21 protein-coding genes are annotated in these 19,782 nt (G+C 30.0%); 7 read left to right on the top strand and 14 right to left on the bottom strand.

From position 1 onward, the window contains the following. Window positions 1-91 precede the first annotated feature (91 nt). Genes FBF22_RS03905 through murF form a run of 6 tightly spaced genes read left to right on the top strand, consistent with a single transcriptional unit; the run spans window position 92 to window position 5,952 of the window. Entirely contained in the window at window positions 92-1,951 is a 1,860-nt protein-coding gene (locus tag FBF22_RS03905) for a flagellar assembly protein A (protein WP_002884907.1), read from the top strand. Then, window positions 1,927-2,478 (top strand): Holliday junction branch migration protein RuvA, encoded by a 552-nt coding sequence (ruvA, locus tag FBF22_RS03900; RefSeq protein WP_002871726.1) that lies wholly within the window; start codon window positions 1,927-1,929, stop codon window positions 2,476-2,478. Before FBF22_RS03905 ends, ruvA begins: the two co-directional genes overlap by 25 nt. A gap of 9 nt (window positions 2,479-2,487) precedes the next feature. Further along, complete coding sequence (locus tag FBF22_RS03895; RefSeq protein ID WP_002869413.1) at window positions 2,488-3,528, top strand: D-alanine--D-alanine ligase; 1,041 nt, start codon at window positions 2,488-2,490, stop codon at window positions 3,526-3,528. A gap of 59 nt (window positions 3,529-3,587) precedes the next feature. Then, a complete protein-coding gene (locus tag FBF22_RS03890; RefSeq protein WP_002852622.1) occupies window positions 3,588-3,803 on the top strand; it encodes a type II toxin-antitoxin system Phd/YefM family antitoxin in 216 nt (71 codons plus the stop codon). Between the two features lies 1 nt (window position 3,804). Further along, entirely contained in the window at window positions 3,805-4,524 is a 720-nt protein-coding gene (locus FBF22_RS03885) for an alpha/beta hydrolase (protein WP_165433291.1), read from the top strand. Beyond that, window positions 4,525-5,952, top strand: a complete 1,428-nt coding sequence (murF, locus tag FBF22_RS03880) for a UDP-N-acetylmuramoyl-tripeptide--D-alanyl-D-alanine ligase (RefSeq protein WP_002871725.1) — start codon at window positions 4,525-4,527, stop codon at window positions 5,950-5,952. It abuts the gene before it with no gap. Window positions 5,953-6,009: 57 nt separating this feature from the next. Here murF and FBF22_RS03875 read toward each other — a convergent pair whose 3' ends face one another. The 3 genes from FBF22_RS03875 to FBF22_RS03865 form a co-directional block, all read right to left on the bottom strand. Further along, entirely contained in the window at window positions 6,010-7,287 is a 1,278-nt protein-coding gene (locus tag FBF22_RS03875) for a hypothetical protein (protein WP_002885305.1), read from the bottom strand. A gap of 97 nt (window positions 7,288-7,384) precedes the next feature. Next, a complete protein-coding gene (gene flgS, locus FBF22_RS03870) occupies window positions 7,385-8,404 on the bottom strand; it encodes a fla regulon two-component system sensor histidine kinase FlgS (RefSeq protein ID WP_165433285.1) in 1,020 nt (339 codons plus the stop codon). A gap of 3 nt (window positions 8,405-8,407) precedes the next feature. Continuing rightward, entirely contained in the window at window positions 8,408-9,286 is an 879-nt protein-coding gene (locus tag FBF22_RS03865) for a DUF234 domain-containing protein (protein ID WP_079264893.1), read from the bottom strand. A gap of 35 nt (window positions 9,287-9,321) precedes the next feature. Here FBF22_RS03865 and FBF22_RS03860 point away from each other — a divergent pair, with 35 nt between their 5' ends. Next, window positions 9,322-10,596, top strand: coding sequence for an aminotransferase class V-fold PLP-dependent enzyme (locus FBF22_RS03860; protein WP_021137666.1), 1,275 nt, complete (start codon window positions 9,322-9,324; stop codon window positions 10,594-10,596). On the opposite strand, the gene purU is transcribed toward FBF22_RS03860, so the two are convergent. The 11 genes from purU to napA all read right to left on the bottom strand — a co-directional run bounded on the left by purU (window position 10,593) and on the right by napA (window position 19,581). Continuing rightward, window positions 10,593-11,417: a formyltetrahydrofolate deformylase gene (gene purU / locus FBF22_RS03855; protein ID WP_002885176.1), complete on the bottom strand. Its 825-nt coding sequence runs from the start codon at window positions 11,415-11,417 to the stop codon at window positions 10,593-10,595. The two genes, FBF22_RS03860 and purU, sit on opposite strands and share 4 nt — an antisense overlap. Further along, a complete protein-coding gene (locus FBF22_RS03850; protein WP_165433286.1) occupies window positions 11,414-12,532 on the bottom strand; it encodes a CCA tRNA nucleotidyltransferase in 1,119 nt (372 codons plus the stop codon). Before FBF22_RS03850 ends, purU begins: the two co-directional genes overlap by 4 nt. Continuing rightward, window positions 12,501-12,992, bottom strand: coding sequence for a hypothetical protein (locus FBF22_RS03845; protein ID WP_002856776.1), 492 nt, complete (start codon window positions 12,990-12,992; stop codon window positions 12,501-12,503). The genes FBF22_RS03850 and FBF22_RS03845 overlap by 32 nt, the downstream gene beginning before the upstream one ends. After that, window positions 12,989-13,237 carry a tetratricopeptide repeat protein gene (locus FBF22_RS03840; RefSeq protein WP_002859818.1) on the bottom strand — a complete coding sequence of 83 codons (249 nt, stop codon included), beginning with the start codon at window positions 13,235-13,237 and terminating at the stop codon, window positions 12,989-12,991. Before FBF22_RS03840 ends, FBF22_RS03845 begins: the two co-directional genes overlap by 4 nt. A gap of 78 nt (window positions 13,238-13,315) precedes the next feature. Next, complete coding sequence (tatA2, locus tag FBF22_RS03835) at window positions 13,316-13,489, bottom strand: Sec-independent protein translocase subunit TatA2 (protein WP_002859817.1); 174 nt, start codon at window positions 13,487-13,489, stop codon at window positions 13,316-13,318. Window positions 13,490-13,498: 9 nt separating this feature from the next. Continuing rightward, the gene (locus tag FBF22_RS03830; protein WP_002852435.1) at window positions 13,499-13,837 is read right to left on the bottom strand and encodes a chaperone NapD; all 339 of its coding nucleotides are present in this window, start codon (window positions 13,835-13,837) and stop codon (window positions 13,499-13,501) included. Further along, entirely contained in the window at window positions 13,830-14,744 is a 915-nt protein-coding gene (locus tag FBF22_RS03825) for a WD40 repeat domain-containing protein (RefSeq protein WP_002852557.1), read from the bottom strand. The genes FBF22_RS03830 and FBF22_RS03825 overlap by 8 nt, the downstream gene beginning before the upstream one ends. Before the next feature lie 4 nt (window positions 14,745-14,748). Continuing rightward, window positions 14,749-15,273, bottom strand: a complete 525-nt coding sequence (locus tag FBF22_RS03820) for a nitrate reductase cytochrome c-type subunit (RefSeq protein ID WP_010891887.1) — start codon at window positions 15,271-15,273, stop codon at window positions 14,749-14,751. Beyond that, window positions 15,270-16,052 carry a quinol dehydrogenase ferredoxin subunit NapH gene (gene napH / locus FBF22_RS03815; RefSeq protein ID WP_010891886.1) on the bottom strand — a complete coding sequence of 261 codons (783 nt, stop codon included), beginning with the start codon at window positions 16,050-16,052 and terminating at the stop codon, window positions 15,270-15,272. Before napH ends, FBF22_RS03820 begins: the two co-directional genes overlap by 4 nt. After that, window positions 16,049-16,789 carry a ferredoxin-type protein NapG gene (gene napG, locus FBF22_RS03810; protein ID WP_002852504.1) on the bottom strand — a complete coding sequence of 247 codons (741 nt, stop codon included), beginning with the start codon at window positions 16,787-16,789 and terminating at the stop codon, window positions 16,049-16,051. Before napG ends, napH begins: the two co-directional genes overlap by 4 nt. A gap of 17 nt (window positions 16,790-16,806) precedes the next feature. Further along, window positions 16,807-19,581 carry a periplasmic nitrate reductase subunit alpha gene (napA, locus tag FBF22_RS03805; protein WP_002852404.1) on the bottom strand — a complete coding sequence of 925 codons (2,775 nt, stop codon included), beginning with the start codon at window positions 19,579-19,581 and terminating at the stop codon, window positions 16,807-16,809. Between the last annotated feature and the right edge of the window lie 201 nt (window positions 19,582-19,782).

Here is a 19,782-nt window from a genome sequence, read left to right as displayed (position 1 = left end):
TAAATTTCAAAATATAAAGAGAACTATTTTAACTAAAATTGATTAAAAATTGACTATAATTACATTCTTAATTTTTTACAAGGGGAAAGTTTTGGCTTTGGATGAAAAAATTATTGCCTATACAGAAAATCCAGCTCGAGAGCTTTTAAGCGTAGCTTCACGAACAAACCTTAACTTAAATGAGCTTGATTTTAGTTTATTGGCATTTTCTACACAATATCGTTTTGGAGATTTAGAATGGGAAAAAATCTCTGAAAAAGAATTAACTCTTTTTGATAAAGATGAAATTTTTTTAAAAAATGATCTTCAAATCAAGCAAGAATACAAAATAGAAATTTTCCACGGTATAAACCAAAGCAAAGCATCTCAAGCAGTCAAACTAGTTGCAAATAAAAATTTAACCAAAATAGTTGCTCAAATTGATTTTACAAATTTAGACTTTCATGAAAAACTAGCACTAGAACTTTTGCAAAATATTTATAAAAAGATGTTGAAACTTAAATTTTTAATAGGTATCCGCATTTTTGATTTTAAGAAAAAATTAATGTCTTTTTGCAACCAACATAAAAACACCCCTTTAAATAAAACTATACAAATCACCGTTGCACAAGGTATTGATCCTATAGAAAGTCAAGATGAATCTCTGATCTTGACTTATAAAGAAAAAACCAAAAACTACACTATCGATGAAAAACGCTCAGGTATTATTGTTGTTGATGAAAATGAAGTTGTTTTAAAACACGCTAAATTTAAACAAGGTAAAGAAGGAAAAGACTTAAATTTACACACCTTAAAAGTTTTAGCCGCAAATGAAAATAAAGTTAAATTTTCTTGTTCTTCGGCTTTTAAACAAGTAGAGCAAGATGGATACACAGAATATATAGCCTTAAAAAAAGGTTATGTAGTACAAGATGGTGAAAAATTTGATATTGCCAATGAACTAGATTTTAATGGAGTAGATTTTAAAAATATAGGGATTATAAGAGCTGGACTAGACAAAAATGTCAAAATCAATATAAAATTTCTTTCAGAAGTAAAAGATGCTGTAAATTCTGGGGTTGGGATAGAATGTGAAGAATTAAATGTAGTCGGAAGCGTAGGAAGCAACACTCAACTTAATGCCGCTAAAATGAAAATTGAAGGCACTACACATTCTAAAGCCAAAATTCAAGCCAAACAAGCCTATATAAAAACTCATAGAGGATTTGTAGAAGCCGAAATTTTAAATATAGATTTGCTCGAAGGTGGAACAATCAAAGCTAAAGAAGTGAGAATTAAAAAAAGTTTAGGCGGAAATATACAAGCTGATAAAATCTATATAGAAAATTTAGAAAGTAATAATTCTTGTGTGTTTTTTGAAAACACCACAATAGAACGCATCAACGGGGATAACAATAAATTTCATGCTAAAATTAAAACTCTTGATAAAAATTATGATGAAGAATTTGCGATTTTAGGAGAGCAAATTTCTAAGTTAAATCATAAAATGAATAAAATAAGACAATACATTTTATCAAGCAAAAATGGAATTTTAAGCGTTGAAAAAAAGATAACAGAACTTAAAAATCAAGGTCAAAATGTTCCTATACAATACGAAAAAGCCCTAAAAGATTTCTCTTTACAAAATCTTGAATTAAATAAACTACAAAATGAAGAAAAAGAACTTCTTGAACGCAAAAAATCTTTACAATTAGAATTAATCAATTTGCAAAAAATGCTTTTTGAAGCAACTTTTATAAATAAAAGCGGCAAATGGACTGACATGAATGAGATCAAATTTTCACTTCTAGAACCTAAAGAAGATATTTTTTACTCTTCATTTGTTAATGAAAGTGCTAAATTTATAGGTATTAAAAAAGTCATACAAAACAACCAAGAAAGTATAGAAATACATAAAAAATTAGATTATGAAGAAAAGGATATAGCATGGTTGTCGGCATCGAAGGAATAATCACAAAAAAAGAACCTACTTTTATCATTGTTAAATGTGCTAGTGGTTTAAGTTATGGGATATTTATTTCGCTTTTTTGTTCTGCTAAAATTCAAACTCAAGAAAAGCATGAGTTTTTTATTACTCAAATCATCAAAGAAGATTCTAATAAATTTTATGGCTTCTTGGATAAAGATGAACAAAAAATGTTTGAAATGCTTTTAAAAGTCAATGGAGTGGGTGCAAATACTGCTATGGCGGTATGCTCTAGTCTTGATGTAAATTCTTTTTACAAAGCGTTAAGTTTAGGCGATGAAAGCGTACTTAAAAAAGTACCTGGTATAGGTCCAAAAAGTGCGAAACGCATTATAATAGAACTTTCAGATACAAAAACCAAACTTGAAAATGTAAGCGATGATAAAAGTGAAGCCTTAGCCGCACTTCTTACTCTAGGCTTTAAACAAGAAAAAATCATAAGTGTTTTAGCAAGTGCTCAAGCAACAGGCACAAGCGAACTCATCAAAGAAGCTCTTAAAAAACTAGGATAAAGGAATAAAATGAAATTTGCAATACTTTTTGGCGGAAATTCTTATGAACATGAGATCAGTATAGTAAGTGCTGTAGTACTTAAAAAAGTTATCAATCAAAATTTAGAATTTATTTTTTGTGATGAAGAAAGAAGATTTTATCATATCCCAAGTGAAAAAATGAATTCTAAAACTTTTAGCACCAAAGCTTATAAAAAAGAAAAAGAACTTTTCATCAAACAAGGAGGTTTTTTTAGCAAAGGCTTTTTAAAAGAAAATAAACTAGAGTGCGAGTGCGTGATCAATCTTATCCATGGTAGAGATGGAGAAGATGGAAAAATTGCAGCTTTATTTGAGTTTTATTCTATTAAATTTATAGGACCTAGGCTTGAAGCCAGCGTATTATCTTTCAACAAAGAACTTACCAAACTTTATGCCAAAAGCGTTGGAGTAAAAACACTTGATTATACCATGGTAAGAAAAGGGCAAAACTCTAAAGAAAAGCTTAGTTTTCCTTGCATTATCAAACCTGCAAGACTTGGAAGTAGCATAGGTATTAGTATAGTAAAAGATGAAAAAGATTTAGAATACGCCAAAGATGTAGGTTTTGAATTTGATAATGATCTTGTAGTGGAAGAATTTAAAAACAATATCAAAGAATACAATCTTGCAGGATGTATGATCAATGATGAGTTTGTTTTTTCCATCATAGAAGAGCCAAAGAAAAAAGAATTTTTAGACTTTGAACAAAAATATCTTAGCTTTTCAGGACACAATGAGCTTATAGAAGCAAATTTAAGCGAAGAATTAAAAGAAAAACTCAAAGATAGTTTTAAAAAGATCTACAATCCTTTGTTTAAAGGTGCTTTAATACGCTGCGATTTTTTTATACTGGATAATGAAATATATTTAAATGAAATCAACCCAAATCCTGGTTCTTTGGCTAATTATCTTTTTAAAGATTTTAGTACTACTTTAAACGCTTTAGCTGATCAAATTTCACTTGAAAAAATGATAAAAATCAGCTACAACTTCCTTCACTCTATCAACGGACAAAAAGGAAAATTATAAGCTTTTAAGTCAAAATACGCTAAATTATACATAAAATTTAGCGTATTTTAGGAAGAAAAATGCTCTCTTTTAAACAAGATGAAATTTACACTGCCACCGAAGTGGTAAGAAATTTTAGCCCCATTATGGAAAAACTCAAAAAAAGCGAAAGTGGAAAAATAGTTATTTTAAAAAATAACAAATTTGAAGCTGTAATGCTTAGCATGAAGGAATTTGAACGCTTACAAAACGCCATGCAACTTTTAGAAAATATCTACAAAAATCAAAAGGCTTAAAATGGCTCAAACTCAACTTTCTTATAAAAACAAAACTTATCAAATTTCTTATGAAATTTTAGGTGATCTTATCTTACCGCAAATACTTATCTTACACGGCTGGGGAGCCAATAAAGAACTTATGAAGCAAAGTTTTTATCCTTTTTTGAAAGACTTTTGTCAAATTTATATGGATTTGGCGGGTTTTGGAAATTCAAGTGTGGAAGAAATTTTAAACACTCAAGATTATGCCAATATCACAGAACTTTTTTTAAAACAAAAAAAACTCAATGTCTGTTTTTTCATGGGGCATTCTTTTGGTGGAAAAGTAAGCACCCTACTCGCAAAAGAAAAAGACACCCTAATCTTACTTTCAAGTGCAGGAATTTTAGCTAAAAAATCCCTAAAAGTGCGTTTTAAAATCCGTATTTTTAAAATTTTAAAACTCTTTGGTTTGGGAAAATTTTATCGCTATTTTGCTAGTAAAGATGGAGCAAATCTTAGCCCTATGATGTATGAAACCTTTAAAAATGTTGTTGATGAGGATTTTGGTGAAATTTTTGCCAAGCAAAAGGCTAAAAGCTTGGTTTTTTGGGGAAAAAGCGATGAAGCCACGCCTTTGTATTGTGGTGAAAAAATGCATCAACTTTTAAAAAATAGCACTTTTTATCCTTTAGAGGGGGATCATTTTTTCTTTTTAAAATATTCTGCTTTCATAGCTCAAAAAATTAAGGAAATTTAAATGCTTATCAATACTCTTTATTTTATCAATTCTTTATTTTTTAATTTTTGTATAGCTTTTTATCTTATGAGTGCTTTACAATGGTATTCTTATAAATTTAAACGCGTGTTTTTTCATTATCATAAACCTTTATGGCATTTGTATTTTTTATTTATCCCTTATTTTTTATTCTTAGCTTTTCCTTTATACTCTTTGGCATATTTTGCATTGATCCATACTCCGATTTTGTATTTTTGGAATAAAGACATAGATAAAAAGCTTGTTTTTACAAGTAAGGTTAAATGGTTTTTTGTTTTTGTTTTTGTTTATAATGCTATTTTTACCATCCTTGCTTTGCGTTTTTCTTTTCTTTTTAATCTTTTTAGTCTTCCTTTTGCTTTATTGAGTCTTAAAATTTATGAGTTTTTTACAAATTTATATTATAAAAAACAAGCCAAAGCCAAACTAAGAGCCAATGAAAATTTAAAAATCATACTCATTACCGCAAGTTTTGGAAAAACAAGTATTAAAAATTTTTTATACGAACTTTTAAAAGATGACTTTAAAAGCTACAAAACACCACGCTCTGTCAATACCTTGCTAGGTATAATTGCTGATATCAATGCTAATTTAAGTCAAGATACTCAAATTTACATAGCTGAAGCAGGTGCTAGACTTAAAGGCGATATCGATGAAATCACGCATTTTTTACAACCTCAAATCAGCATAGTAGGAGAGATAGGCAATGCACATTTAGAGTATTTTAAAAGTGTTGAAAATATCCGCTCAACCAAACTTGAAGCCTTAAATTCCAAAAGACTAGAAAAGGCTTTTTTACACTCTAGCACCCAAAAAGAAGAAGATAAACTCATCAGCCTTTATGATGATAAATTAAGTCTTATTCATTCAAGTCTTGAAGGTTTAGAATTTAAAGTCGATATAGAAAATAAATCCTATGATTTTAAAAGTCAAATTTTAGGGGATTTTAATGCGCAAAATCTTTGTGTTTGTATACTTTGTGCTCATTATCTTGGCATAAAACTAGAAAAAATTCAAAAGCAAGTTTTAAATATAAATTCCGTAGAACATCGCTTGCAAGTGCTTTCAAGAGAGCCTAAATTTATCATAGATGATGGTTTTAATGGAAATTTTAAAGGTATGAGCACAAGCTATAAACTTTGTAAAAGCTATAAAGGACGCAAAGTTTTAGTAAGTCCTGGTATAGTAGAAGTAAGCGAAGAAGAAAATATAAAACTTGCTAAAATCATCAATGAGTGTTTTGATCTTGCTATCATTAGTGCACAAATCAATGCTGAAATTTTCAAAAAAGAGTTAAAAATAAAAACCATTATACTTAAAGAAAAGAGTCAGCTAGTTCAAACTCTAGCTAAAGAAACAAAACACGGAGATTTGATACTCTTTTCAAACGATGCACCTAGCTTTATGTGATTTGCATAAGTATTTGCAAATGTCATCATTTTTAATTTGACTTCGTGCAAATACTTCCTAAACCCTAGTCTGCCCTATAAGATTATTAAATCTATCCATTATATTATTTACAAAAGAATTTATACTTTCATTACTTGCTTTCCAACCATTAGCTTTTGCTTGATGAAATTCTCTATCAAAAGAGATTCCACTGCCTACGTATACATTTTGCCATTTAACTCCTTTTTCCATTGCATAAATACCTGCATCAAGCCAACCATCTTGCGCATAGCCTTTTAATAAACTTGCAAAATCTACTTTGCCTGTCATAATGTCATCTAAGGAAATATCAAAAGAAGGATTTGCTTTCATTTCTAGCTCAAGTTTTGCTTCACAAACTTTTGCTTCAGGACTAAAAACAACTTGATTTGGAGATGGAAAAGGCGGATAGGATTTTAAAAAACTCATAAATAAAGCTTCTTTAGAATAATTTCCATCTTCATTTTGTGGATAAACTGACATATCAGGATTAAATTCACCTTCATTTGAAGGTCCTTGCTCCATGCTTTGTGGAGAAAAGTCAAGTTTCATAAGGTTCATACCCAAATTCATAGTAGAATATTTAATCGCTTGTGCTTCGTGAAATTGTTCTGCGTTAAATATATGTGTTACAATATATTCTTTGTTTTGATTGCAACCATCATTTAGTCCTTTTGGTAATTGCTCTAAATCAGCTTCGCTAAAACTTGTTTTATCATTTGGAAATGCACTTATTACTTGATTAAAACTATTATAATGGGATTTAACAATAGAAGCCATATCAAAACTATTATAATAATTACCACTAGTTTCATCAGCCATACCATGTTGATTAAATCTCTCTATCTCATCCAAAGTAGATTTATGTATCTTAAAATCTTCAGGTAATCCTGCGGCTTTGTTAAAATCACTTCCCATATAACCATCTTTATCCACACTATAACCATAGGCTGTATCAGTGCTTAAATCTGCTTGTTTATATTTTAGAGTATAAATAGAGTTTTTAAATTCACTTGATATATCATAATTAGGAGAACTTGTTTTAGTAGCATTATTAATACTAAGGTTAGTATTACTACTATTTGATATATTAGTAGAATTTGAATTATTGCTTAATGCATTGTTGTTACTTAATATTTCACTTCTTGCTAGAGTTTGTGAATTTTTACTTTCTATATCACTTAACTTGCTGGCATTTTGTTTTAAAAAAGCATTAGCAAAACTTATTTTAGAATTTTCTTTACTTTCTTTATTAGCTTTTGCTTGTGAAAGTATAGAACCATAGTTTGAGTTATCATTGATACTAAAGATACTCATATTAATTCCTTAATTTAGATTTTTTGCCTTCAATCTAAATATATTAAAATAATATAAGCAAAATCTGTTCCATTTTGGGGTGAAAAGAAAATATTTATCACACCAAAGGTAAGGTAAAATAAAAATTCTTAGGATCACTTTGAAAACTTAACTCTCCCTTATGAGCGTTTATGATTTCTTTAGAAAGAGACAAGCCAAGCCCATTGCCTTTAAGTTTTGTTGTTTTAAAAGCTTCAAAAACCAATTTCTCATCTTTTATTTCACAACCATTATCATACACTCTGATACATATTTTTTCATTATCACAACTTGCTAAAATTTTAATCATAGGCTTTTCACATTCGCTTTCTTCTATCGCATCAATAGCATTATAAATCAAATTTTGCAAAACCAAACCAAAAAGAGCTTTATCAGCACAAATCTGCTTATCCAAAAAAGATATTTCAAAGTCTATTTGAGAAGTGAAATTATAAGAGTTAATGGCACTTTCACACTCTTCTTTTAACTCTAAAAGATTAAAATTTAAAGCATTGATGTGTACACCCTTAGTAAAAAGTAGAGTTGAATTTACGATACGCTCTACTCTGGCAATAGCCTTTTGGATTTCAAGAACTATATGCTTATTTTTAAGCTCACTACGAGCAAAAAGGGTTGAAGCAAGTAAAGATATAGATCCAATAGGATTTCTTATCTCATGTGCCAAATGAGCCGCTACACTACCCATGCTTGCAAGCCTTTCATTGCGTTTTTCATCGCTAATATCTGTAGCTGAAACTATAGTTTTTTCATTATGTGCTATGATTTTTACCGCATAAAACCTACCTTCAAATTCAAGCTCATCGCGAATTTTATCAAGACTAATGATACTAAGTAATTTTGGATTTTTCAAGGCTTCTTGATTTTGTAAAATAATATTTTTTTCTTTATCTAAAATCCAAAGCGCACTAGGCAACACCTCTATAATCTCATCAACCATTGCGCGTAAGGAATTATAGTTTTCATTTAAAGTTTTGTATTCATTTTCTATTACATAAGTTTGTTCTATGAGACTTTCTAAGCCTTTTTGTAGGGTTTCTTTTTCATTTGAGTCTAAACTTTTTAAAATACTTTCATTCATTTATCATTCCTCTAATAAAATCTTAAAATCATTCAAATCAAGTAAAAGCAAATTCTGTTCGCATATTTTATCAAATTCCTTGCTAAAACCATTTTTTGAGATTATAATATAATAATTTGGAGCCAAATTTAAAGACTTTGCTTTTGATTTTAAAAGATTTAAAATATTTTTACAAATTTTTTTATTTTTAAATTTAACTTCTCCGACAAAACACAAATTTTCATCTTGATAATAAAGATCAAGTTCTAAATTCTTATCCCAGTAACTTTGCACTCCATTGATATTGAATTTTTTCTCAAGCAATTCTCTAGAAAGCTGTTCAAAACAAAAACTTTGATAAAGTTCAAATTTTTCCTTAATGCATTCTAAAACTTCTTTATAGCGATTTTGCAAAATAAGCTTTTCATTGGGCTTTAAAAAATAAAAAAAGAAACGAGTAAAATGGTTGTTAAATATAATCTTATCTTGGACAACATAAGATCTTAGTTCTTTTTTGATTTTTTGTCTTTTATCTTTTATTTTTTTAGCTTCCTTACTATACTCAAGTTTTATTATACCTGTTTCTAAAAGATATTTAAGTGTAGATAAAGCTTTAAAATGCTGAATTTTTCTATTGATAGAAAAACGCTTGCGATTGTTTTTAGCTAGTAAAGTAAGAGCGTAAGAACTTGTTTCATCCAAGGCGAAATAACTTTTAATTTTTAGATAATCATCAAGCAAAATTCGCTCTATATTTGTAAATACATCGTCTTCAAAATTTAAAATGTTTAATTTTTCAAAACCTTCAAACACACTATAAAAATCAAAAAGCTTACTTAAAGACAAATTCTTATGCAAATCTACAAAGTTCTTAAATTTTATATTTTTCCTTTTATAAAGCATTTTTATAGTATAATTTTAGCAAATTTTTATAAGGATTGTATTTGCAAATTTCAGATTTAAAAAAAGAATTGATCTTAAAAAAAGGTATTTTGCATTTTGACTTCACAGCAAGTGCTTTAGCTCTAAAATGTGTAGAAAAAGAAATTTCAAAAATTCTCCCAACCTATGCAAACACACATTCTGATAGCTCTTTAAATTCTTTTAAAACTCAACAAATTTACGAACAAGCAAGAAAAGATATAAAAAAAAGTTTATCATTAGATGAAAATTTTGCCCTTATAGCCTGCGGAACAGGATCAAGCAGTGCTATTAAAAAATTTCAAGAATTGATCGGCATTTACATTCCCCCTCTTGTAAAAGAAAGATATTTTACGCAAATTGATAAAAATACTTTACCTTTAGTTATCGTAGGGCCTTATGAGCATCATTCTAATGAACTTTCATTTCGAGAAGGCTTGTGCGAATGTATTAGAATTCCCTTGGATAAAAATGGGGAAATTGATTTTGATTTTCTAGAAAAAACTTTACAAAAAAACAAAAAAAGAAAAATAATCGCTAGCTTTTCTTTAGCTTCAAATGTTACTGGGATACTAAGTGATTACAAACGCATTTCTGAAATGGTTCGTAAATTTAAAGGGATAGTTGCTTTTGATGCATCTAGTTTTATTCCCTATAAAAACATATCTTGTCAATACTATGATGCGTTGTTTATAAGTTCTCATAAATTAATCGGTGGTATTGGCGGTTCTGGACTTTTAGCTATCAAAAAAGATCTTTGTGGAAACAAGCCTAGCTTTGCAGCAGGTGGAACTGTGGGCTATGTTTCTCGCACTTCACAATGCTACCTTTGTAATGAAGAAGCTTTAGAGGAAGGAGGAACACCTGGAATTTTACAACTCATTCGCGCTAGCTTAGCTTTTAAAATCAAAGATTCTATAGGGGTTAAAAATATAGAAAAAAAAGAAGAAATTTTAAAAGATTATTTTTTTGAAAAACTAAAAACTATACCTAATTTAATTTTATACGCAAAGAATTTAAAAACCCGATTGCCTATTTTTGCTTTCAATATCAAAGGAATTTCTCCTTTTGATATCGCTTACGAACTTAGTAAAAAATACCACATAGAAACACGCGCTGGATGTGCTTGTGCTGGGCCTTATGGTCATGATTTGCTAGGCTTAAAAGATAATCAAAAACTTAAAACAAAACCAGGTTGGTTAAGAATAAGCTTGCATTATACGCATGAAAAAGAGAATATTGATTATTTTTTTAATGCTTTAAATAAAACTATAGTAAAATTATCGCATTAAAATATTATAGTTTTATTATTATGTATAAAAATTCTATCTTCAAAAACCAAATCAAGTGCTTTTGAAAGAACATCTTTTTCTATATTTCTACCTGCTTGCTGCATATCTTGCCAAGTAAATTCATGGTTTACAGGCGAAACAGCTTGAGTGATAATAGGACCTTCATCAAGATTATTATTTACAAAATGTGCCGTAGCTCCAATTATTTTAACCCCTCTTTCAAAGGCTTGTTTATAAGGATTTGCTCCTATAAATGCAGGTAAAAAAGAATGGTGAATATTTATAATCTTGCCTTCAAAATGCCTAACAAAATCAGGAGATAAAATTCGCATATATTTTGCTAAAACCAAATAATCAAATTTATATTGTTCAAGACATTTTAAAATCTGATTTTCTTGCTCTTTACGATCTAAATTTTCAGCGCTGATAAAATGATAAGGAATTTCAAATTTCTCAACTAAATCCTTTAAAGAGTTGTGATTTGAAATCACAGCTTTGATATTTGCTTCAAGTTCGTTACTATAATGCTTTATTAGCAAATCTCCCAAACAATGACTTTCTTTAGTAGCAAAAACAACAATATCTTTTTTTCTCTTCTCGCAAAGCTCTATCAAGGCTTCTTGTCCAAGCATAGCCTCAAGCGTTCCTATAAAAGCTTCTTTATCAAACTCACCTTCTAAAAGAGCACGAAAAAAAAACATTCCTTCGCCTACAAATTCATCGTTTTTTACTATATTGATATGATATTTAAAAATAACATCAGAAATTCTATAGATTAAACCTTTTTGATCTTTGGTGCAAATTTTTAATACAGAAATCATTTAGCTAAACCTTTTATATATTCTTTTAATTCATTCTCTCTTGCTTCTTGAAGCTTTAGGCCAAGAATTTTACCACAAAATCCAGCATTTATGAAATCTTTTGCTAAAATTTTACTTTCAAACTTATTCTCATAAAGCCCTAATCTTTTAGCTTGCTCAATACGCTTTTTACTCCAAAGTCCAAGCCATTCCTTCAAAGGCATTTCAAAAGCAATTTTTGCTAGTTCAAAATCACTTATATCATCAAGATAAAAAGCTTGATTTGCGTATTTTAGGTATTCTTTTTTAAGTTTAGTTCTTTTAAAAAATATATCTTTTTCTAAATTAAAAAAATTCAAATACAAATACAAGAATAAAGCATCGCTTTTTACAAATTCTCTACTTTGTCTGAGTAAATTTTGAAATTCCAAACTCTTAAAAACACTCTCAAAGCCGAAAACCTGTTTCTCTAAGCCAAGTTCTTGTAAATATCTATAGCCGACATCAAGTCTAGGACTTTTAAAGAATTTATAAAGCTCTGCATTGATCCTATCTTTGCTAAGATCAGTTATATCCATACTTTGCATCAATTTCAAGCTTTCGCTAGTTATCTTAAAGTTAAACCTTGAAGCAAATACTACCGCTCTTAATACTCTTAAACTATCCTCTTGAAAGCTTTGTTTATCAATATGCCTTAAAAAGCCTGCTCCTAGATCTTTTAATCCTCCATAAAAATCTAAAAACTCATCGTTAAAAAGATTAATCATCATAGAATTTATGGTAAAATCGCGTCTTTTGGCGCCAAGTTTTTCATCATTACAAATTTGAACTTCAAAACCTTTATGTCCATAGCTTATTTTATTTTCGGTTCTAGCAAGAGCTAAATCATAATTTTTAAACTTATACACAAAAAAACTTTTTCCAAAGCCTTGTGCGCCCAATTTTTGCATAATCTTTTCAAAATCTTTAGGTTTTATATCATAAAGCTCTATATCATAGTCACAAATTTTTAAGCCTAAAAACAAATCCCTAACGCTACCTCCAACCAAATACGCTCGTTTGGTATAAGGCGTTAAAAACTCAGCAATAAACTGTAAATCGGGATTATTTTTTAAGCTTATCTTCGATATTTGCAAGTAAAAACTCTAAAAAATTTATGGTCAAGTTTAACCTATTTTCAAGATCATCTTTTTTTATGCTATTTAAACCTTCAAAAAGAACTAAAATTCTCTCTCTAAGATGTTTTAAAAAAATATCCTCATTAAGCGTTTGAACCTCTGTCATAACACTAGGATTTAAAATTTCACTTTGTAAAAAAGGCTCTTCTTTTTTAAACTCTTTATTTTCCTGAGTAGAAATTTCAATATTATTTTGTATTTTTTGCTCTTCTTCAAATTTTGCCATAGAAATTTTATCTTCTAAGTCTTGCGGAGTATCAAGCTCTTCGCATACAAACTCCATAGGTGGTAATTCATCTTTTATTTCAGTTTTTCTATTTAATTCTTGTTCTTTTAAAATTTCATTTTGTCTTCTTTGCTCTTCCATGATAGAGCTAACTTCGCTAATGGTTTTTTTAGCTAAATCTTCCAAATTCATATTTTTATCAACCACCTTTTAAATTCATTAATTTCTTCATCGCTTTTCATATTAATAAAAAAATCCAACATTTGAGTGTTTAAGTCTTTATGCTTGGATCTAAAACCACTAAGACGACGAACCGCATCGATAGCGTTTTGATTATCCGGATCTTCTTTTAAGATATTTTTATAAATTTCTAAAGCTTCGTCTTTTAACCCTTGAGCCTCATAGATAGAAGCTTCAGTGACTGTATTTTTCATCACTGTTTCCTAAAATTTTTCTTTAATTCTAGCAAAAAGCTTTTTAATTTATCTTTAAGAAAATAAGATGTTTTTTAATGTCTATTTTGTTTTAAACAGTTTTTCTATATATTCTTTTTTTTCTTTCTCTAAACTAGAATTTAATTCTTTTTGTTCTTTTTTAACTTGCGCTTTTAAATCTTGATTTTTAAAATACACATAATCAATTCCAAAAATAACACCAATTATAATAAGCAATGGGATTAAAAATACCATCTTTACACTTTAAGAAAATTGATTAAATACACTACCATAGTAGCGAACATTCTCAGCATTTTCATTTTTTTCTATCGTTTCTATTGCGCCGCTATTGATTGCTTTTTGGATATCATCATTTAAATCTTGATAAGAAAAAACCATATTAATACTGATAATATTTGGCAATTTCTCAAGCATTTTATAAGAGTTTAACTCATCTTCTAAATTTTCACTTTCAATCACAACTATAATCTTTTCATTTTCACAAAGTTCTACAGAACAAAAAGGAATTTCAGATATAGCCTTTTTTAAATCATTTATATATTCTTCTTTTGCTAAAATCAAAACACTAGAAAGATTATTCATCAATACTCCTAAACATTATACTATCACCAAAGCCTGAAACGATAAAATCTTTATTGTTTAAAAAAATAATAAACTCACTCATCAAATTTTCATTATTAAAAGTTTTAACAGGCTTAAAATCACTTGTGCTAAAAACTTCACTAACTCCAGCTTCATTATCGCTATAAACAGCGAATTCTCCACTAGGACTTAAAGCACAAGTATATATCAAAAAATCTTTTTGTAAAAAATTTTGTTCTTCATTTTTTACAACTCCTATACGCCTATCCGTTCCACAACTTAAAATAACATTATTTTTAAAATCTACTTGATAGATATTATCTTTATGCATTTTATCATAGTTTTTCAACATCTTCCAATTTTTCAAATCAAAAAGTTCTACTTCGCCACTCTCAAAACCTGCAATTAGTCTACTCTTATCTTCATTTAAAACTGCATCATTAAGACTAGAATGGGAAAAATTAAATTTTTTTATATTTTTTAAACTTTTATCAATCAATTCTATTTCAGAACCAATAGAAATCAAAAGATAAGTATTTTCATTGATAAAAAATGCTTTTATTATGCTATTTTCTTCGAGCTTTTTGATTTGTAAATTTTCCTTATAAAAACTTAAATTTTTAGCACCAAAATCACCCTCGCTAAGTATTAAAAGTGTATGTTTAAAAATATCAATGTTGTAAATTTTAGCAAAATCATCACCATAATAATTTTTAATCTTTGGCAAAGATAAAAGTTCTTTTAAACTTTTATCTTTAATGTTATATTGCAAAATTTCACCTTTATCAGTGCCTATATATAAGTTTTGCTTATCAAGCTTTAAAGCTGTTATATTGGCATTTAATTTCAGCTCATAAGCATAAGACAAAACACAAAAAAGACTCAAAATAAAAAGAAATTTTTTCATTTATTTACTTTACACCCTCATTAATCACATCAATTAAATTTGAACGACTTTTTAATTGTTCATTTTTAAATTCAGGTTTAAAGCTATTTCCCACTAAAGGTTTTGCATCACTTTGTGGAACATGACACTGAGTGCAATTAAAACGACTATCGCTAATCATATCTCCTGTGGTTTTATTGTGTCTAAAATCATAATAATGACTAGCAGGAAGTGGAGTTGCACCAGCATCTGCTGCTATAGCCTTATCATGGCAGCTTAAGCACATATTGTTATCTTTAGTTATAGGTAACAAATCTTCAATAGCATGCGGAATTAATGGTGGTGCATTTTCATAAGAACGCTCAAAACGAGTAGATTCCCCAGGCTGTAAAGTTGTGAAATTTGCCTCCACTAAATTTACTTTATTTTCATTTTCTAAACTTGCTTTTCTAAGTCCAATTTGTTCTGAACTTACCCCACTATTCATTGCACAAGCGGCAAAAAATACCACTGCAGCACTTCCTAATAAAACCAATTTCTTCTTCATCATTTATTCCTTAAATCAAAAATATTAAAATTCAAAGCATCATCATTACAAACTTCTATACATCTTGCACACCTTATACACTCTCCTGATTTCACGCTAGTACTTTCTTTTCCAACCATCCACAAAACCTGTTTTTCAGGACAAATACGGATACATTCATAACATTTAGTGCATTTATCACTATCATGCTTTATTTTAAGCAAAGCAAAACGAGAAATAAAAGCATAAAAAGCTCCTAGTGGACAAAAATGTGAACAAATTGCCCTAGGACTTAAAAAAGTATCGATACAAAAAAGTATAAAGGCTACAAAAATCCAAGAACTTGTAGCAAAAATAATCCCTCTATGTATCATTCCTATATAAGAAAAACTTTCAAACACAGGCAATGAAAATACAAAAGAAAGGACTAAAACCAAGACCAATACAAAATAGCGTAAATTTTTAGGCAAAATTAAAAATTTATTATTAAGGGTTAATTTATTTCGCACAAAAGCAGCAAAATCTGTGATTAAATTAACAGGACAAACCCAAGAGCAAAAAACCCTTCCTAAAAGCAAACCATAGATAAAAAATATAATCAAAGCTCCTATTAAAGCCATTAAATCTATACTCCAGCTTGCTAGAATGATTTGCAAAACTGCAAAAGGATCACTTAAAGGTATGGTATTAAAAAGTCTAGAAGAACTTAAATTTCCCTGCAAGATAAAATCTGTAGCTTTAAAACTAAAAAGCGCTAAAATTCCAAGCTGAACGATGCGTCTAGCAATTAAATACTTCATCACAGTTCTCCATCATTTAAATAATTGGTTGCTTTTTTAACATTAAAATGTTTTGAAGTATCTGCATTTTTTATACGACCTTCATCTTTTTCATCCCAGCCTTTTACATAATGAGATCCTGCTTTTCCCAATACATACTCCCTTGGCAAAACACGAATGGCCGGTTTTTCAGTAATACAAGCCAGTTCACAAAGCCCACAACCTACACACACTTCATGATCCACACTAGGTAGTAAAAAAGCATGTTTGGCGGTGCGTTCATTGCGTTTAAGCTCAAGTTTTAAAGCCCTATCTATCAAAGGACAAGCTCTATAACAAGCATCACATTGAATTCCCCAGTGTGCCACACAAGAAGCACTATCAACAATAGCAATACCCATTTTCAAAGATTCTATACCCTGCTCTAAATGCTTTTTATCTAAAGCATCAGTTGGACATTCTCTAATGCAAGGAATATCCTTGCAAAGATAACAAGGAATTTCTCTTGCCTTAAAAAAAGGCGTACCATTTTTTGGACTATCTAACAAGCTAGCAAGCTTTAAAGTATCATAAGGACAGGCTTTTACACAAAGCCCACAACGAATACATTTACTTAAAAATCTAGCTTCATTTTCAGCCCCAGGAGGACGCAAGGCATAATTATCATCAGCTTTTAAAGCCAAATTAGCCAAAAATCCACCTCCTGTACATAAACATGCAGCCTTAAAGGCACTAACGAAAAATTCTCTTCTACCTTTCATTTAATCAAAACCCTAAATTAAGCTTTATAAATTTTTACAGCACATTTTTTAAAGTCAGTTTGTTTTGAAAGCGGACAAGTCGCATCCAAAGTAACTTTATTGATATATACATTCTCATCAAACCACGGCACATACACAAGTCCTACAGGCGGTTTGTTTCTTCCACGCATATCTACTCTTGCTTTTACTTTACCACGACGAGATTCCACCCAGACCAAATCACCTTGATTTAAGCCTAATTTCTCTCCATCTTTCTCACTCATATAGCAAAGTGCTTCAGGCACAGCACGGTAAAGCTCAGGCACACGCATAGTCATAGTTCCACTATGCCAATGCTCTAAAACCCTTCCTGTTGCAAGCCAGAACGGATACTCTTTACTTGGTCTTTCAGGTGCTTTCATAAATGGCCTAAAGAAAATTTTAGCCTTATTTTTAATACTGTGCTCTTTTTCATCTTTAGGAGCTATTAAATCCCCATTTGTAAGCATTTTGTTAAAATCACCATAAAAAGCAAAATCTGAATTTGGAGCCGCTTTTTTAGCATAATAATCAAATTTAGTATTAAATCTCCACTGTGTTTCCTTGCCATTAACCACAGGCCATCTTAAACCCCTTACTTTATGATAAGTATCAAAATCCGCTAAATCATGTCCGTGTCCTAAGCCAAATTTACGATATTCTTCCCAAAGGTATTTTTGAACGAAAAAGCCATAGCCTGTAAATTCTTTTCCATCACTGCCTTGAATTTTTCTCTCATCACCTTTAACATCGGTATTATCAAAGCCTTTTGCGATGGCATCGTTTGGATTAAAGCTTTTTGCTTCTTTATTGGCAAATAGCACATCAAAAAGTGTATCATCTTCGCTATAACCCATAGCTTTTGCCTCTTCTAAAACGCTTGGCAAGGTAAGCTTATTATCCACTTTTTGCTCTTTCCAAACTTCTTTAAGCTTAAAGCGTTTTGCAAATTCTAAAATTTGCCAAGTATCACTCATGGCAGCACCTACAGGTAAGACTTGTTGTTTCCAATGTTGAGTTCTTCTTTCAGCATTACCATAAGCACCCCATTTTTCATAAATCATAGCGCTTGGTAAAATAAGATCAGCTACTTTTGCTGAAATTCCAGGATAACAATCACTTACAACAATAAAATTATCCATTTCTCTTGCTGCTGCAATCCAGTGATTTGCATTTGCAGTGTTTTGCCATGGATTATTCACTTGCACCCATGCAAATTTAATTTTTCCATCTTCTAAATCTCTCATGATATTAAGATAAGGAGAACCTGGTTTTGGGTTGATAGTCTTTGCAGGAACTTTCCAAATTTTTTCAGAAATTTCTCTGTGTTTTGGATTGGCTACAACCATATCTGCAGGCAAACGATGTGAGAAAGTTCCTACTTCCCTAGCTGTTCCACAGGCACTTGGCTGTCCTGTTAAAGAAAAGGCTCCACTACCTGGTTTAGCTTGCTTTCCTAGCAAAAAATGTACCATATAAGCTTGTTCATTTACCCAAGAACCTCTTGTGTGTTGATTAAAGCCCATAGTCCAAAAACTTACGACTTTGCGATTTTTCTCTATGTAAAGATTAGCTAATTCTTGAAGTTTTTTCTTAAAATCTTCCAAAGACTCATTATCATCACCTTTGGCTACTCTTGCAGTGTATTCTAAAGTATAAGGGGCTAAACCTTTTTTAAATTCGTCAAAAGAAATTTCCCAGTTTTTATCAGCCACACCTTGATGTTTCATTTCAAATTTATCACCCGCTTTAACGCCAAGATAAGATAAAGAAGTAGCCTCTTCATCATCTAAAGTGATTACATTTTCTTTTTCAACCGTATCTTTTTCACTTTCTTTAAATTTTGGATGATTTGGATTATTTCTCATACCATAACCAATATCAGCATAACCAGTTGCAAATACGCAGTGATCTTTGATAAATTTCATATCCATAGCCTCTGGATGATTATAAACAATCTCTCTTGCTATGTAGTTCCAAATAGCCAAATCTGTATTTGGTTTAAAAATAATTTCAATATCAGCAATATTTGAAGTACGGTTAGAAAAAGTGCTTAGATTAACAACTTTAACCTTATCAAGATTGCTTAGTTTTCTATCACTTACTCTTGACCAAAGGATTGGGTGCATTTCAGCCATATTAGCTCCCCAAGTGATAATAGTATCTGTAAGCTCTATATCATCATAACAGCCTGATGGCTCATCTACACCAAAAGTTTGCATAAAACCAACCACTGCAGAGGCCATACAATGTCTTGCATTTGGATCGATATTATTTGTTCTAAAACCCGCTTTTGCAAGCTTTAAAGCAGCATAACCTTCTTGGATAGTGTATTGCCCACTACCAAAAATCCCTATACCTGTAACGCCGAGTTCATTGTAGGCTTTTTTAAATTGTTTTTCCATTTCATCAAAGGCTCTTTGCCAAGAAACTTGTTGAAATTTGCCTTTTTTATCAAATTCGCCTTTTTCATTCATGCGAAGCAAAGGCATAACAAGACGATCTTCACCATACATGATCTTAGCATTAAAATAACCTTTGATACAATTAAGTCCGCGATTTACGGGTGCTGCAGGATCACCTTTTGTTGCTACGATTTTGCCATCTTTTCTAGCTATCATAATTCCACAGCCAGTTCCACAAAATCTACAAACAGCTTTATCCCATTTCCAATCTTCTTCTTGCGCGCCAAGCATAGAGCTTGGAACACTAAGCCCTGCAACACTAGCAGCACTTGCAATAGCGGTATTTTTAATAAAATCCCTTCTATTCATCCTTATTCCTCCAAAATAAAAAAATCATCTTATTATAAAAAATGAAGTATAAAAATCTCTTGAAATTTTAATAAAAATAATAATTTTAAAGCTCTATTTTATAGGAGTTTTATTGTCCTTTTTATATTATTCTTACACAAAATAAATATTAAAAATAATCAACTTAACAATTAAAATATAATCAACTTAAAATAATAAAAA

Source organism: Campylobacter sp. CFSAN093260, assembly GCF_012890095.1.
Classification (GTDB): domain Bacteria; phylum Campylobacterota; class Campylobacteria; order Campylobacterales; family Campylobacteraceae; genus Campylobacter_D; species Campylobacter_D jejuni.
This window is presented reverse-complemented; position numbering and strand designations above follow the sequence as displayed.